The sequence below is a fragment of the Agromyces sp. C10 genome (genome assembly GCF_023217995.1).
Taxonomy (GTDB): Bacteria; Actinomycetota; Actinomycetes; order Actinomycetales; family Microbacteriaceae; genus Agromyces; species Agromyces indicus.
Map to the genome: position 1 here is coordinate 235,809 of NZ_JALPSX010000005.1, position 14,710 is coordinate 250,518.

The 14,710-nt window shown below is 71.3% G+C and carries 14 protein-coding genes; 8 read left to right on the forward strand and 6 right to left on the reverse strand.

Annotated elements, in window-relative coordinates; genetic code table 11:
* The first annotated feature begins 258 nt into the window (after positions 1-258).
* Both M1L56_RS07765 and M1L56_RS07770 read left to right on the forward strand, forming a co-directional pair.
* Complete coding sequence (locus M1L56_RS07765; RefSeq protein ID WP_248598787.1) at positions 259-1,371, forward strand: epoxide hydrolase family protein; 1,113 nt, start codon at positions 259-261, stop codon at positions 1,369-1,371.
* A gap of 167 nt (positions 1,372-1,538) precedes the next feature.
* Positions 1,539-1,730 (forward strand): hypothetical protein, encoded by a 192-nt coding sequence (locus tag M1L56_RS07770; RefSeq protein ID WP_248598788.1) that lies wholly within the window; start codon positions 1,539-1,541, stop codon positions 1,728-1,730.
* A 79-nt stretch (positions 1,731-1,809) separates the two neighbouring features.
* Here the strand turns inward: M1L56_RS07770 and M1L56_RS07775 are convergent, their stop codons facing one another.
* From M1L56_RS07775 to M1L56_RS07790, 4 genes are all read right to left on the reverse strand, one after another.
* The gene (locus M1L56_RS07775) at positions 1,810-2,976 is read right to left on the reverse strand and encodes an RtcB family protein (protein ID WP_248598789.1); all 1,167 of its coding nucleotides are present in this window, start codon (positions 2,974-2,976) and stop codon (positions 1,810-1,812) included.
* Between the two features lie 323 nt (positions 2,977-3,299).
* Positions 3,300-4,409, reverse strand: a complete 1,110-nt coding sequence (locus M1L56_RS07780; RefSeq protein WP_248598790.1) for a LacI family DNA-binding transcriptional regulator — start codon at positions 4,407-4,409, stop codon at positions 3,300-3,302.
* A gap of 17 nt (positions 4,410-4,426) precedes the next feature.
* Positions 4,427-5,356, reverse strand: a complete 930-nt coding sequence (locus tag M1L56_RS07785; protein WP_248598791.1) for a PfkB family carbohydrate kinase — start codon at positions 5,354-5,356, stop codon at positions 4,427-4,429.
* Positions 5,357-5,451: 95 nt separating this feature from the next.
* A complete protein-coding gene (locus tag M1L56_RS07790; RefSeq protein WP_231878504.1) occupies positions 5,452-6,468 on the reverse strand; it encodes an SIS domain-containing protein in 1,017 nt (338 codons plus the stop codon).
* A gap of 366 nt (positions 6,469-6,834) precedes the next feature.
* Here M1L56_RS07790 and M1L56_RS07795 point away from each other — a divergent pair, with 366 nt between their 5' ends.
* The 6 genes from M1L56_RS07795 (at position 6,835) to M1L56_RS07820 (ending at position 12,734) form a co-directional block, all read left to right on the forward strand.
* Positions 6,835-8,154 carry an ABC transporter substrate-binding protein gene (locus tag M1L56_RS07795; protein ID WP_248598792.1) on the forward strand — a complete coding sequence of 440 codons (1,320 nt, stop codon included), beginning with the start codon at positions 6,835-6,837 and terminating at the stop codon, positions 8,152-8,154.
* Positions 8,132-9,106, forward strand: a complete 975-nt coding sequence (locus tag M1L56_RS07800) for a carbohydrate ABC transporter permease (protein WP_248598793.1) — start codon at positions 8,132-8,134, stop codon at positions 9,104-9,106. The genes M1L56_RS07795 and M1L56_RS07800 overlap by 23 nt, the downstream gene beginning before the upstream one ends.
* Entirely contained in the window at positions 9,100-9,936 is an 837-nt protein-coding gene (locus M1L56_RS07805) for a carbohydrate ABC transporter permease (protein WP_067945569.1), read from the forward strand. Before M1L56_RS07800 ends, M1L56_RS07805 begins: the two co-directional genes overlap by 7 nt.
* A complete protein-coding gene (locus tag M1L56_RS07810; protein ID WP_248598794.1) occupies positions 9,933-10,784 on the forward strand; it encodes a TIM barrel protein in 852 nt (283 codons plus the stop codon). The genes M1L56_RS07805 and M1L56_RS07810 overlap by 4 nt, the downstream gene beginning before the upstream one ends.
* 62 nt (positions 10,785-10,846) lie before the next feature.
* Positions 10,847-11,860 (forward strand): SIS domain-containing protein, encoded by a 1,014-nt coding sequence (locus M1L56_RS07815; protein ID WP_248598795.1) that lies wholly within the window; start codon positions 10,847-10,849, stop codon positions 11,858-11,860.
* A 16-nt stretch (positions 11,861-11,876) separates the two neighbouring features.
* A complete protein-coding gene (locus tag M1L56_RS07820; RefSeq protein ID WP_248598796.1) occupies positions 11,877-12,734 on the forward strand; it encodes a PfkB family carbohydrate kinase in 858 nt (285 codons plus the stop codon).
* A 34-nt stretch (positions 12,735-12,768) separates the two neighbouring features.
* Here M1L56_RS07820 and M1L56_RS07825 read toward each other — a convergent pair whose 3' ends face one another.
* Both M1L56_RS07825 and M1L56_RS07830 read right to left on the reverse strand, forming a co-directional pair.
* Positions 12,769-13,401: a DNA-binding response regulator gene (locus M1L56_RS07825; RefSeq protein WP_248598797.1), complete on the reverse strand. Its 633-nt coding sequence runs from the start codon at positions 13,399-13,401 to the stop codon at positions 12,769-12,771.
* A complete protein-coding gene (locus M1L56_RS07830) occupies positions 13,398-14,654 on the reverse strand; it encodes a sensor histidine kinase (protein ID WP_248598798.1) in 1,257 nt (418 codons plus the stop codon). The genes M1L56_RS07825 and M1L56_RS07830 overlap by 4 nt, the downstream gene beginning before the upstream one ends.
* Between the last annotated feature and the right edge of the window lie 56 nt (positions 14,655-14,710).

The following is a 14,710-nucleotide window of genomic DNA, read 5'->3' on the forward strand; positions in this document are numbered from 1 at the left end:
TCACGCGCGCTCGCGGGGCGCGCGCCGGCAGCGCCGCGATGCCCAGGCTCCCGACGGGGAGCCAGGCGAGTGCCGCGCCGACCGCGATGCCGAGGTTGAACACACCGGGATGAGCGCGCCCGCGAAGCCGCGGTGCGGTCCGAGCGGGCCGCGGCCCGCGGCTGATGTCCCGCGGCTCGGCGGCCGGAGGCGGCTGAGCACGTCGGATGGCTGCGCCCGCGAGCTCGGGATGTCGGACGCCCTCCGTAGGTTCGGACCATGACGGCTCCGGTGCCCTTCGAGATCCACGTCGACGACGAGGTGCTTGACGACCTGCGCGCTCGGCTCCGGCGTGCACGGCTGCTCGACGACTCGCCACGGCGACCGTCCTCCGGCATGACCACGGCCTACCTCCGCGAGCTCGTCGACACCTGGATCGACTGGGACTGGCGCGCCCGCGAAGCGTGGCTGAACCGGCATCCGCAGTTCATCGCGCAGATCGACGACGCGAACGTGCACTTCGTGCACCAGCGCTCGGAGCATCCGGACGCGCCCGCGCTACTCGTGATGCACGGGTGGCCCCACACGTTCGCGATGCAGCTCGACTTCGCCGACCGGCTGCCCGACGTGCACGTCGTCGTCGCGAGCCTCCCGGGATTCGCGTTCTCGGCGCCGTACGCCGACGGCCCGATGACCGAGCACCGCATCGCGGCCACCATGCACCGGCTCATGACCGAGGTGCTCGGCTACGGGCGCTACGTCACCTACGGAGAGGATGTCACCGCGAACGTCAGCGACCTCATCGCCGCCAGCTATCCCGAGCACGTCGCGGGCATCGCCGCGACGCACGCGCACTTCCCCACGATCGCCGAGCGCGAGGCGCTCACCGACCCGGCCGAGGTGGCGTTCTTCGCTGCCCTCGCCGAGAAGCACGGCACGGACGGCGCGTACGGCCACGTGCAGGCGACGCGCCCGGACACGCTCGCGGTCGCTCTGAACGACTCCCCCGCGGGCCTGCTCGCCTGGATCGCCGAGAAGCTCGTCGAGTGGAGCGACACTCCGCCCGGCGATCCGTCGGCCGTGGAACGGCGCATCTCGCGCGACCGCATCCTCACCGAGGCGATGATCTACTGGGTCACCCAGTCGATCCAGTCGTCCTTCCGTCCGTACTACGAGGGAGCCGACACCCCGGATCCGATCCCTGCGACCGACGTGCCCGCCGCGGTCTGGGTGCAGCGGCACGAGGGCGACTATCCCGAGTCGCTCGCCCGCGCGCACTACCGAGACCTGCGGTGGTTCGACCGACTCGACGAGGGCGGTCACTTCGCGGCGGCCGAAGTGCCGGAGGACCTCGCCGACCGGATGCGGCGCTTCCTCGCCATGCTCGACTGATCGGCGCCGCGCCGTGCTGGTGGCCGCGGCTCAGTCGGGGCCGGCAGTGCCGTGCGCCTCACCGGCGCGTGCGACATGCGGATGCCACGGCCGCGGCATCCGTGCTGTCAACCGCCTGCCGCCCCACCGGGCCGCGTGCGAGCGTGGAGCAAACGGAAGGAGACACCGTGACCGACATCTCGACGGGCTTCCAGGACCCGGGCGACAACAAGGACGCCGACCGCGACCGCATCCCCATGACGCAGGTGGATGACGAGGAGGTCGCCAAGCACCGCACGACGACGGATGACGCGCCCTCGGGCGAGGGCACCGGGATCGGCGGCGAGCCGACGCGGCTGCCCGCCGACGACGAGGACTGACCGATTCGCGTGAAGGGGAGGGGCATCCGCCGGATGCCCCTCCCCCTCGATCAGCCGCGAGTCCGCCGAGCGCGACCGGTCAGTCGCCCTTCACGTTGACGATCTGCCGCAGCGTGTGCCGGATCGACACCAGCGACGCGGCATCCGCCATCACCCGGTCGATCGGCTTGTACGCGGCAGGGATCTCGTCGATGAAGGCGTCGGTGTCGCGGAACTCGATGCCGACCATCGCCTCCCGCAGCTGCTCGTGCGTGAACGTCGCCCGAGCCTTCGTGCGCGAGTAGTGCCGACCCGCACCGTGCGGCGACGAGTTCAGCGACATCGGGTGCCCGAGGCCCTCCACCACGTACGACGCGGTGCCCATCGAGCCCGGGATGAGCCCCGGCCGACCTGCGTCGGCCCTGATGGCGCCCTTCCGCGACACCCACACCCGCTTGCCGAAGTGCTCTTCGCTCTCGGTGAAGTTGTGGTGGCAGTTGATCCGCTCCCGCTCCTCCACCGGCACGCCGACCCACTCCGAGACCTGCCGGATGACCCGGTCCATCATCTCCTCGCGGTTCAGCAGCGCGAAGTGCTGCGCCCACTTGAGCTCGGCGATGTACCGCGTGAACTCCGGCGTGCCCTCGACGAGGTAGGCGAGGTCACGGTCGGGCAGCTCGATCCACCACTTCCGGCACAGCTCCTGCGCGACCCGGATGTGGTGCTGGGCGATCTTGTTGCCCACGCCCCGGCTTCCGGAGTGCAGGAACAGCCACACGTCATCCGTCTCGTCGAGGGAGACCTCGATGAAGTGGTTGCCGCTGCCGAGCGAGCCGAGCTGCTGCCGCCAGTTGCCGGCGTACCGCGCGGGGTCGAACCCCTTGGCCTCGGCGAGCGCCTCGAGCTCGGCGATGCGGGGCTCGGCGGTCGCGACGACCTTGCGGTTCGCCTTGCCCGCCGACAGCGGGATAGCGCGCTCGATCTGCTCTCGGACGACCTTGCGGTCGGCGGGCAGGTCGGCGGCGGTGAACTGGGTCCTGACGGCGATCATGCCGCAGCCGATGTCGACGCCGACCGCCGCCGGCATGATGGCGCCGAGCGTCGGGATGACGGACCCCACCGTGGCGCCGAGGCCCAGGTGCGCGTCGGGCATCAGCGCGAGGTGCGGGTAGATGAACGGCATCGTCGACGAGGTGCGGGCCTGCTCGACGGTCTTCTCGTCGATCAGGCTCGCCCACGACACGAGCCGTGCGGAGAGCTTCTCCATGTTCCTTTCCTGTCTGGTTGCGTTGCGATCGATTCGGATCGCGGAGCCCGAGGGCTCCCGTCGCGCGCAGACAGAAGAACACCCCGGGCCTCGGATGGCACGGGGTGACGGGATTCGCGGCGGAAGCCGCGGCGTCAGCGTGCCGGGTCGAGCACCTGCTCGAGATTGCGAAGCAGGCCGATGACGGGGCGCTTCGCGGGCTCGATGAAGGACTGGCGATTCGTGCGCTGCAGGTACACGGCTCGTCCTTCCTCGTGCAGGTCTCCGGGATCGCTGCGCGGGATGCGCAGCCTTGCGACCCTAGCGGTCGGCCGGGATCGCCGTCAACGCGACCCGCGATCCGCGACCGGCGGCGCCGACACCGACGCGCGCGAAATGAGCTTCGTCTCGAGGGTGTGGCGCGAGCGCGGCGTGGTCTTGCCGTCGATGAGGGAGAGCAGGGTCGCCGCGGCCGTCTTGCCGAGTTCGTGCATGGGCTGCTCGATCATCGTCAGCGGCGGATCCATGACCGCGGCCCACGAGCTGTCGTCGAAGCCGATGAGCGACACGTCGGCCGGGTAAGCGAGGCCCGCGGCGCGCACCGCGCGCAGCGACCCGGTCATGGCGTCGGTCTCGGTGCAGAACACCGCGGTCGCCCGCTCGGGCAGCGCCAGCATGCGCGTCACCTCGTCGGTGGCCCGCGACTCGGTCTTCTCGCCGACCATCACCAGGTCGGGGTCGAAGGGGATCCCCGCGTCGTCGAGCGCGTCGAGGTAGCCGCGGAGGCGTTCCGCGTCGGTCCAGAGGTTGCGGGATGCCGCGGCGAGCAGCTCGCGACGGGTCGCCGGCCGCCCCTCGGTCGTGGGGCCCCAGACGAAGCCGATGCGGGTATGGCCCGCCCGGATCAGGGAATCGACGGCCTCGCGGGCCGCCTCGCGGTTGTCGATCACGACCGCATCGAGGTCGAGGTGCGAGACCTCGCGGTCGACGAGCACCACGGGGATGCCGCGCTCGATCGCCGCCGTCAGGTGCGCGACATCCGCTCGCTCGACCGCCGCCGAGGCGACGATGACGCCGTCGACGCGCTTGTCGATGAGCACGTTCATGGCGGCGATCTCCTCGCTGAGCGACTCGTGCGTGCTCAGCACGATCGTGTCGAAGCCGCGCTCCCGCGACGTGTCGGAGATGCCGCGGACCACGCCGGCGAAGAACGGGTTGCCGATGTCGGCGACGATGACGCCGAGCGTGTGCGTGACGCCCGTCGACATGCTGCGCGCGAGCGCGTTCGCCCGGTAGCCCAGCTGCTCGGCCGCGGCGAGCACGCGCTCGCGGAGCTCGGGGCTCACGTAGCCGTAGCCGCCGAGCGTGCGGGCGGCGGTCGCGCGGCCGACGCCGGCGGTCGCGGCGACCTCGGAGATGGTGGGCGGGCTGGGTGTTCGCTCGCGTTCCGCCATGCTCCCGTGCCGCCCTTTCACCCGTGCGCCTCGACTGTCGCCATGGTAGCCGCGACGGGCTCGGCGGCGAGGGTGACGGGAGGGCCGGACGGACGGGCGCGACCGAACGCGCCCTCGACGAAGCACTGGTCGTACGCGGCGTCCGCCCCGGCGGCGAGCGCGGCCGCGAGTCGGTCACGCGACGGCGGCGAGGCGCGCGTCCATCCGCTGCCGAGCAGCGAGACGACGAACCCCGCCAGGAACGCATCCCCGCAGCCCATGGTGTCGACGATCGTGGCCGGGTCCTCGACGAGCCGCGCCGGCGCGGCGACGGTCAGCGTGCCGTCGGTGACGACGGCGCCGTCCGTACCCCGGGTCGCGAGGGCGACGGATGCCCCGCGGTCGACGGCCCGCGCGAGGAGCGCCTCCGTCTCGTCGAGCCCGAGGTGCGAGCACGACAGCAGCACCAGGTCGGCGTGCGGCGCCACCAGGTCGAGGTAGGCGTCGGTCCGGAACTCGTCCTCGCTCGACAGGTCGAACGACACGAGCGCACCGGTGCCCGCGAGCTTCGGCAGCTGCGACTCGCTGCGCGAGTACACGCTCGAGTGCACGAGGTCGAAGCCCGCCGCGTAGGCGAGGAGGTCGTCGTCGAGCTCGAGCGGCGAGCGGACGGTGACGCCGCCGCCGTTCCAGCCGAGGAACGTGCGCTCGCCGTCCTCGACGCGCAGGGTCGACACCCCGCTCTCCCCCGCCCGGACGACGCACCGGCCGACGTCGACACCCTCCGCCGCGATCGCCTCCCGCAGCAGCGCGCCCGCCTCGTCGTCGCCGAAGACGCCGAGGTAGCCGGCGTCGGCGCCGAGGCGGTGGGCGAACACGGCGACGTTGACGCTGTTGCCGCCGGGGTAGTCGAGGCCGCGGTCGAGGAAGCGATCGACGATGTTGTCGCCGAAGCCGAGTACGCGCATGTGCGTCTCCTGAGGACGGGGTGGTCGAGGGGTGGTCGAGGTCGACGGATGCCTCGCGGCGCGGTCACCGGCCACGAGGCATCCGTCGGCGCGGCTCAGTAGTCGAGCACGCGGTAGTAGCGACGCAGGTCGAGGGAGTGCTCGCGCACCCGCTCGAGGTGCTTCGACACCCGGCCCATGACCGTGTCGAGCACCAGCGGCGCCAGGAGCCCGCGGAACTCGGGGCTGATGCCCTCGAGCGGGTAGTCCTTCGTGTCGAACACGGTCACGTCCTTCGAGATGCGCTTGGCGAACCGCTCGACGCGGTCGGTGAGCGCGCGGGTCTCGTCCTCGCCCTGGAAGACGATGACGCTCGTGTCCTCCTCGAGCAGCTCGAGCGAGCCGTGGAAGAACTCGGCGCTGTGCACGCGCGTGGTGCGCAGCCACTGCATCTCCTCGAGGATGCACATCGAGTAGAGGTAGGTGAAGCCCCACAGGTTCCCGCCGCCGACGAGGAAGTGGTAGTCGGTGCCGGCGTGCGCCTCGGCGAAGGCGGATGCCGCGGGCTCGGCCTGCTCGGCGACCTGCACGAGCACGTCGGGCAGCACCTGCAGCTCGTCGGCGAACCGCTCGTAGCCCTCGAACTCGCCGCGCTCCGAGAGCAGGCGGGTCATGAACAGGAGCATCTGCATGTCGAACGGCCAGGTCTTCGGCTCCGACACGAGTGCGATGTCGACCGCCTGCGCGATGGGCGACTCGGGGTAGCCCGTGAAGCCGATCGTGGTCACGCCGCGCTGCTTGCAGTACTCGATCGCGCGCAGGCTGTCGTCGGTGGTGCCCGAGACGGACGTGAAGATCGCGACGGAGTCGGCGCCGAGCGTCGCGTCGCCGGACTCGATGAGCTCGGCGGCGATGACCGCGCGCACCGGCAGCGTCGAGCTGCGGCGGGCGAGGTGCTCGTACGGCCACATCGCGGCGTACGTGCCGCCGGCGCCGATGAGGAAGAGGTTGGCGAAGCCCTCGGCGCGGAGGCGGTCGACGACCTCCTCGATCTGCGGGCGGAGCGCGACGGCGCTGGCCGTCTGCGCTCGGAAGGTGGTCTCGTCGAAGCCGAGCAGCGTGGTCTCGAGCATGGTGGTCCTTTCGATGCGGAACCGGCAGGTCGTCGTGATCTGGTACCGGTATCAGGTCGGCATCATGCTGACATACGCCGTTCGGGGCGTCAACAACATCGGCGAGTCCGGCAAGGGTCACACATCGTCGTAATCCCCTGTGATCGGCGCTTTTTATGTGCATATATCGCCCAGTCGCGCCCGCAACCCCGTTACGGCGATGTATCGATCGCGATTCGCGCGAGAAAAACTCTGGTACCGGTATCAGATTCTGTGTAAAGTCATGCCCCACCAAGCAAGTCCGCGTCACACCTCGATCCAACGGCGGGTCGCCGGAGCGTCCACCTCCGGTCTGGTCCGACCTTCGCCTCGACCAAAAGGAAGACCATGCACGCACCGAGAATCACCGCAGTCACCGCCCTCGCCGCGGCATCCGCGCTCGCTCTCGCCGGATGCGCCGGAGGCAACGCCGCCCCGGCTGCCGACATCAACGCCGAGCCGGAGTACGCCGGCACCCTCAGCATCCTCACGAAGTTCGGCGGCGACCCGCTCGGCCCGTACTTCGAGACCCTCGCGGCGGAGTACGAGGAGCTCCACCCCGACGTGACCGTCGAGCTCATCCAGGAGACCGACCAGAGCGTCAAGGACAAGACGAAGACGCTCACCGCATCCGGCGCCCTGCCCGACATCTACTTCACCTGGACCGGCAACTGGGCGCAGAACTTCATCGACGGCGGCCTCGCCGCCGACCTGACCGAGGTCATCGCCCCCGGCACCGAGTGGGGCGACACCTTCGGCGAGGCCCCGCTCAGCGCCTTCGAGGTGGACGGGAAGTACTACGGCATCCCGCTTTACAACAACGGCAAGTTCATGGGCTACAACACCGCGATCTTCGAGGAGGTCGGCATCGAGGTCCCCACCACGTTCGAGGAGCTCATCGAGAGCTGCGCGCCCCTCCGCGCCGCCGGCTACGAGCCGATCGCGTTCGGCAACAAGGACGGCTGGCCGGCCCTGCACTACCTGCAGCAGCTCTTCGCGTACAACGTGCCCGCCGACGTGCTGCAGGACGACTTCTCGCCCGCGACCGCGACCCTCGACCACCCGGGCTACGTCGCCTCGCTCGAGCAGTTCAAGACGCTCGTCGACGAGTGCACCGACACCGGCACGGGCACGAACGGCGTGCTCTACACGACCGCGCAGGAAGCGCTCGCCGGCGGTCGGGCCGCGATGTACTACCAGGAGATCCTCGAGTTCGACACCGTCACGGCCGAGGGAAACACCCTCACGCCGGAGGAGTTCGGCATCTTCCCGCTGCCCGTCCCCGAGGGCGCGGAGGGCGACCCCGAGGCGATCGAGGGTTCTCCCGAGGGCTACCTCATCAACGCCAGGTCGCCCCGCGCCGCCCTCGCGGTGGACTTCATGAAGTTCGCCACCACCCTCGAGAACGCCACGACCCTCTCGTCGCCGCCCTACGGCCAGCCGAGCACCGTGGTCGGCGCGGTCACCCCCGAGACGTCGAGCGTCGCCGTCTACGACGGCATCACCAAGGTGAACGAGGCCTCCGACCTCGTCATCTGGCTCGACACCGTGACCGTGCCCGAGGTCGCCGACGCCTGGCTCGCCGGCGGCGAGGCCCTCATCAGCGGCGGCTCGACGCCCGAGCAGATCCTCGAGAGCGTGCGGAATGCTTCTGACGCAGCCCAGTGAGCGCGTCGGCGCGGTGCCGGTGGCACAGGCCGCCGGCACCCCGCCGGGCCGCCGCGTCCGACTCCCGCGCCGCGGCATCCGTCGCCTCGCCGGCCTGGCATGGATCCTGCCGGCGCTGGTGGTCCTCGCCGTCTTCGTGTACCTGCCGCTCGTGCAGAACCTCGGGTTCTCCACGATGGAGTGGGACATCTACAGCGGCAGCCAGGAGTTCATCGGGGCCGACAACTACGCCAAGCTCGTGCGCGACCCGATCTTCTGGTCGTCGCTCGGCAACAACGTGCTCTACGCGGTGATCTCGCTCGCCTTCCAGGTGTTCGGCGCGATCGTGCTCGCCGCGATCATCGAGGGCATCCGCAGCGACCGCTGGCGCCGCAGCCTGCGCGCGATCTACTTCGTGCCGTCCGCGATCTCGCTCACCGTCGCCGGGCTCCTCTTCTACTTCATCTACGAACCCAACCTCGGGCTGCTCAACCACGTGCTCGAGCAGATCGGCCTGGCCGCGTGGGCGCAGCCGTGGCTCGGACAGGAGAGCACCGCCATGGTCGCCGTCATCGCCATGAGCCAGTGGCAGGGATTCGGCTACTCGACGCTGCTCTTCGCGGTCGCGATCCAGCGGATCCCCTCCGAGCTCTACGAGGCCGCCGCGATCGACGGCATCGGCACGATCCGCCGCTTCTTCACGATCACCCTGCCCCTCGTGCGCGAGATGACCGGGCTCATGATCATCGTCACCATCTCGGGCGCGTTCCAGGTCTTCAACGAGGTCATGGTCATGACCTCGGGCGGCCCGAACAACTCCACCCAGGTGCTCGGCACGTGGCTCTACCGCAACGGGTTCGTGCGCAACGACTTCGGCTACGCCGCGGCCACCGCGACCGTCATCTTCGTCGTCACGCTCGCGATCGCGCTCGTGCAGCTCTGGATCAACCGCCGCAGAAGGGTGGAATGGTGACCCGTCTCTCGTTCGCCGGCACGGTCGGTCGCGTCTTCGTCTGGAGCTTCCTGCTCTGCCTCGTCGTGGTCGTCGTCTACCCGCTCACCTGGATGGTGCTGAACGGCTTCAAGACCAACGCCGAGCTGTTCGGCAACCCGTTCGCGCTGCCGCTGCAGTGGGGCTGGGACAACTACGCGGCCGCATGGAACCGCGGCGTCAGCAACTACCTCACGACGAGCATCCTCGTCACGGTCACCTCGACGATCGCGACCGTGTTCATCAGCGCCTGGGCGGCCTACGGCCTCACCCGGGTGAACATCCCGCTGTCGCGGACGTGGGCGGCCGTCATCCTCGGCGGGCTCATGCTCGCCCCGACCGTCGCGCTCGTGCCGCTCGTGAAGATGTTCCAGTCGATGGGCCTGTACAACACCTTCTGGGCGCTGCTCATCCTGTACACCGCGTTCCGCATCCCGTTCACGACGTTCCTCATCCGGGCGTACATGATCGACCTCCCCCGCGAGGTCGACGAGGCGGCCGAGGTCGACGGCGCCAGCCGGTGGACCGCGTTCTGGCGCGTCATCCTGCCCATGTGCCGGCCGATCATCATCTCGGTCGTGATCCTGCACATCCTCTTCGCCTGGAACGAGTACCTGTTCGCGATGGTCTTCACGAGCGGCACCGAGATGCAGACGCTCCCGGTGGGACTCACGAGCCTCATGAGCAAGCACGGCACCGACTACCCGGTCGTGTTCGCCGGCATGGTCATCGCCGCGCTGCCCGTCGTCGTGCTGTTCTTCGCCTGCCAGCGGTACTTCATCAAGGGCCTCGCCGACGGGATCGGCAAGTGAGCGGCATCCGCCTCGACCGGATCACCGGGTCGAACTTCTCGTACCAGCACCTGCCGTTCGACCGGTTCCTCGACGACATGGTCGACCTCGGCCGCGAACGCGTCGAACTCTGGGGCATCGCGCCGCACCTGCACGTGCCGCACGTGAGCGCCGAGGAGGCCCGCGGCATCCGTCGCCGGCTCGCCGATCGCGGCCTCGCGGTGCAGTGCCTGACGCCCGAGCAGGTGATCTACCCCGTGAACGTCGCCTCGCCCGTGCCGTGGCTGCGGGCGTCGAGCATCGCGATGTTCCGCCGCGCGGCCGAGCTGTGCGGCGAACTCGGGTCGCCCATGCTGTTCCTGACGCCCGGGCGGGGCTTCGAAGACGAGTCGACGGATGTCGCGTGGCGGCGTTCGGTCGACGCGATCGGCGAGATCGCCGCCTATGCCGCCACGCTCGGGCTCGAGTGCGTGCTCGAACCGCTGCAGCGGGTCGAGTCGAACCTCGTCAACGACGCCGCCACCCTGGCGCGCATGCTCGACGAGGTCGACGCGCCCAACCTCGGGGCGGCGCTCGACACCGTCGCGATGGCCGTCGCGGGCGACACCGTCGACGACTACTTCGACGCCCTGGGCGGTCGGATCCGCCACGTGCACCTCGTCGACGGCACGCCGGCCGGGCACCTCGCCTGGGGCGACGGCGACCTGCCGCTCGGCGAGATCCTCGCCGCCCTCGCCCGCCGCGGCTACGGCGGCTTCGCCACGTTCGAGCTCTTCGGCGACGGCACCTACGCGTTCGACCCGCGACCCGCACTCGAGCAGTGCCTCGCCGCCGTGGAGCGCGAGCTCGCGGCGCGTTCCGCCGCCTGACCTCGCGGCGCCGCGCCATCCGGGCGGCACCGCCACGACCCCACCACCACGAAAGGACCACCATGCTGAACTTCGACGAGGCCCGCTTCCTCGGCATCCAGGCCGGCGCCGTCGCGCTCGCCGGCCCCATCGACGCGTTCATCCGCGAACGCCTCGACGCCGGGGCTGCGAACGTCTTCTTCCTCGGCTCGGGCGGTGCCGGGATCCTCATGCAGCCGGCGGTGCGGCTGCTGCAGACCCGGTCCACGTTCCCGACGTTCCACGAGATGCCCGCCGAGCTCGTCGAGACCGGGTCGGTGCACCTCGGCCCCGGCTCGATCGTCGTGATCCCGTCGCTCTCGGGCACGACCGCCGAGAGCATCCGCGTGCTCGAATACGCCCAGGAGCGCGGCGCCACCGTGCTCACCCTCACCGGGCACGCCGACACGCCCCTCGCCGAGCGGGCCGATCGGAACCTCACGACGTTCGCCGCCGACGACACCTCGAGCGAGACGTTCACGGTGCAGTCGCTGCTCATCGCGCTGTCGATCATGCGCGCCCGCGGCGAGTTCGACGACTACGACGCCGTGCTCGCCCAGCTCGCCACCCTGCCGGACGCGCTGCTCGGCGTGAAGCGCTCGTTCGAGCCGCGCGCGGCCGAGCTCGCGCGCGTCATCGCCGGGTCGGACTACCACGTGATCACGGGCGCCGGCGCGAGCTGGCCGGAGGCGTTCTACTACGGCATGTGCATCCTCGAGGAGATGCAGTGGATCCGCACGCGGCCCGTCCACGCCTCGGACTTCTTCCACGGCACGCTCGAGCTGCTCGAGCCGGGCGTGAGCGTCATCGCACTGAAGGGCGAGGATGCCGGCCGCGCCCTCGTCGAGCGGGTCGAGGCGTTCGTGCCGCGCATCACCGACACCCTGCAGGTGATCGACACCGCAGACTTCGAGCTGCTCGGCTTCACCCCGGAGGTGCGCGCGCTCCTGGCGCCCGCGCTGCTCGCGACCGCCCTCGAGCGGCTGAGCGCCCACCTCGAGGTGCTCCGCGACCACCCGCTCACGACGCGCCGCTACTACCGGCAGCTGCAGTACTGAGACCGACCGGGAACGCATGATGCGCGCCTCCCGCGGATCGAGCGGCCTCGTCGTCGCGACGGTCGGCGACAACACGATCGACCGGTACGTCGGCGATGAGTCCGCCCGGTTCGCGGGCGGCAACGCGTTCAACGTCGCCGCGCAGCTCGCGATGCGCGGGGGCACCGTCGCCTACTTCGGTGCCGTGGGCGCCGACGCGCACGCGCGCACGATCACGCGCGGTCTCCATCGCGCCGGGATCGACCCGGCCGGCCTCGTGACGCTGCCCGGGACGACCGCCGTCACGACCATCCGAGTGACCGACGGCGACCGCGTCTTCGAGCACGAGGACTTCGGCGTGACGGCGGACTACTTCCCGAGCGATGCGCAGCTCGAGCGGCTGGCGGGGGCCCGCTGGGTGCACGTCGGCATGCTGCCCCGAGCCGACGAGCTCCGCGCGCAGCTGCGTTGGCGGCGGGACGCCCGCGGCAGCGGGCCGATCGTCAGCCAGGACTGCGCCGTCTCCACGGGCTTCACCGAACTCGACGTCGCCTTCGGGTCGGTCGGCGAGGACGGCGATGCCCGCGCCTGGGCCATCGCCGCCCTCGAGGGCGGCGCCCGGTTCGCGGTCGTGACGCGCGGCGCCGCCGGCGCCGTCGCGACGGACGGCTCGGCGTGGTTCGCGCAGCGCGCGATGCCGACCGACGTCGTCGACACCACCGGCGCCGGCGACGCCTTCATCGCGGGCTACCTCGATGCCCGCGTGGGCGGACTGGGGCAGGAGGTCGCCCTGGAGCGCGGCGCCCGCTGGGCCGCGGCCGCCTGCCGGCACCACGGCGGCTGGCCGGGCGCCTCGGCGTCGGCCGAGAGCGCGGCGCTCGCCGACCACGCCTGAGCGAGCGCGGCGCGGCGCGGCCCGCCCGTCCGGGTCAGATCCACCCCTGCTGCCACGCGATCTCGGCGGCCTCGTGCCGCGAGGCGGCGCCGAGCTTCGTCATCGCCGACGAGAGGTAGTTGCGCACGGTGCCCGGCGCGAGGTGGAGCCGATCGGCGATCTGCACCACGCTCATCGTCGACCGGCTGAAGCGGAGCGTGTCGAGCTCGCGGTCGGTGAGCGGGCAGCGCTCGGCGGTGAGCGCGGTCGCGGCGATCTCCGGGTCGATGTAGCGGCGGCCCGCGGCCACGTCGCGGATGACGTGTGCGAGCTCCTCGGCGGGCGTCGACTTCGGCACGAACCCCGACACGCGAGCCGCGAGCGCGCGGCGCAGCACGCCCGGCCGTGCGTGCCGCGTCACGATCACGACCCGCGTCGGCACCGTCGCGAGGATGCGCGTGGCCGCCTCGATCCCGTCGGCTCCGGGCATCTCGAGGTCGAGCAGGCACACGTCGGGCCGGGTCGCCGCCGCCTGCTCGATCGCCGCGAGGCCGTTGTCGACGCTCGCGACCACCTCGATGTCCGGCTCCAGGCCGAGCAGCGCCGCGAGCGCGCCCCTGATGAGGTGCTCGTCGTCGGCGATGAGCAGACGGATGCCGCCACCCGCCGCGTCCGCGCCGGTGCTCATTCGCCCACCCCGGCCGTGGCGCCGACCGCGACCGGCACGGTCGCCCGGAGCACGAACCGCTCGCCCGTCGCCACAGGCCCCGCGTCGAGGCGTCCGCCGACCGCGGCGAGTCGCTCCCGCAGCCCGGCGAGTCCGCTGCCCGGCACCCGCCGCGCGGCATCCGTCACCGCCCCCTCGGCCGTCGCGCCGTCCCGAGCGGGGTCCGGAGCGGGGTCGGCGACGCCGTCGTTCTCGATCTCGAGCGTCACCCGGCCGTCCGCGGCCGCGAGCGCGAACCGCACGTGCGACGCCTCGCTGTGCCGCAGGATGTTCGTCGTCGCCTCGCGCACCACCGACGCGAGCACGGTCCGCGTCGCGGCATCCGTCGGCAGGTCGCCCACGTGCAGCTCGCACCGTGCCCCCGCGGCGGCGAGCACCTCGCGGGCGTTCTCGAGCTCGTCATCGAGGGCGACCTCGCGGTAGCCGGCGACGAGGCGGCGGGTCTCCTCGAGGGCCTGCTTCGCGATCAGGCGGGTCTCGTGCACGTGCTCGCGCGCGGCATCCGGATCGATCGAGAGGAGCCGCTCGGCGAGCTCGGACTTCAGCGAGATGACCTGCAGGTGGTGGCCCTGGATGTCGTGCAGGTCGGAGGCGAACCGCAGCCGCTCCTGCGCGACCGCGAGCTCGGCGGCCGCGCGGCGGTGACGGTCGAGCTCGACCACGATCTGCCACCACCAGAGGCTCGTGAGGACCATGAACGGCAGCAATGCCGAGTAGAACAGGAGCACGCCGGCGCCCGGCCCGGCGCCCGCCTCGACGCCGCGGCCGATCACTCCCGCCAGCAGCGGATGGCACGCCGTGAGCGCCGCGCCCCCGACGATCAGCGCCCAGCGCGCCGACTTCGGCAGGAGGGCCGCGACCAGGCAGATCGCGACCCACAGCGGCAGCGCGCCGAGCAGCGACCCTCCCGGGGCGACGAGGCCGATCACCCATGCGGCTCCCGCCGGCGCGAGCAGCGCCACCGTCCACCCGGTCGCGGGCAACCCGCCACCGCGGCCGACGCGCAGGAACCACGCGTACCGCACCTGCACCACGACCGACAGGAGCACCGCCACGACGAGCGCCACGGTCTCCGGATCCGCTCCGTCCGCCATCGCCTCGGCGAGCGCGAGCAGGAGGAACCCGTCGAGCAGGATGAGCACGAAGACGATCGAGCTGAGCGTGTAGAGCCAGGTGGCGTGGACTCCGCGGGCGGAGTCGCGTGGTGGAGCCATGCCGCCGAGCGTACGCCCATGACATATGTCACGGTCCTGCGTGCGCGATCGCCCGT

Excerpts from the sequence above, each read along its gene's own strand:
- M1L56_RS07800 (WP_248598793.1), top strand. The coding sequence starts at position 8,132 with ATGCTTCTGACGCAGCCCAGTGAGCGCGTCGGCGCGGTGCCGGTGGCA.
- M1L56_RS07820 (WP_248598796.1), top strand. The coding sequence starts at position 11,877 with ATGATGCGCGCCTCCCGCGGATCGAGCGGCCTCGTCGTCGCGACGGTC.
- M1L56_RS07830 (WP_248598798.1), bottom strand. The coding sequence starts at position 14,654 with ATGGCTCCACCACGCGACTCCGCCCGCGGAGTCCACGCCACCTGGCTC.
- M1L56_RS07805 (WP_067945569.1), top strand. The coding sequence starts at position 9,100 with ATGGTGACCCGTCTCTCGTTCGCCGGCACGGTCGGTCGCGTCTTCGTC.
- M1L56_RS07790 (WP_231878504.1), bottom strand. The coding sequence starts at position 6,468 with ATGCTCGAGACCACGCTGCTCGGCTTCGACGAGACCACCTTCCGAGCG.
- M1L56_RS07765 (WP_248598787.1), top strand. The coding sequence starts at position 259 with ATGACGGCTCCGGTGCCCTTCGAGATCCACGTCGACGACGAGGTGCTT.
- M1L56_RS07815 (WP_248598795.1), top strand. The coding sequence starts at position 10,847 with ATGCTGAACTTCGACGAGGCCCGCTTCCTCGGCATCCAGGCCGGCGCC.
- M1L56_RS07780 (WP_248598790.1), bottom strand. The coding sequence starts at position 4,409 with ATGGCGGAACGCGAGCGAACACCCAGCCCGCCCACCATCTCCGAGGTC.
- M1L56_RS07775 (WP_248598789.1), bottom strand. The coding sequence starts at position 2,976 with ATGGAGAAGCTCTCCGCACGGCTCGTGTCGTGGGCGAGCCTGATCGAC.
- M1L56_RS07795 (WP_248598792.1), top strand. The coding sequence starts at position 6,835 with ATGCACGCACCGAGAATCACCGCAGTCACCGCCCTCGCCGCGGCATCC.
- M1L56_RS07785 (WP_248598791.1), bottom strand. The coding sequence starts at position 5,356 with ATGCGCGTACTCGGCTTCGGCGACAACATCGTCGATCGCTTCCTCGAC.
- M1L56_RS07825 (WP_248598797.1), bottom strand. The coding sequence starts at position 13,401 with ATGAGCACCGGCGCGGACGCGGCGGGTGGCGGCATCCGTCTGCTCATC.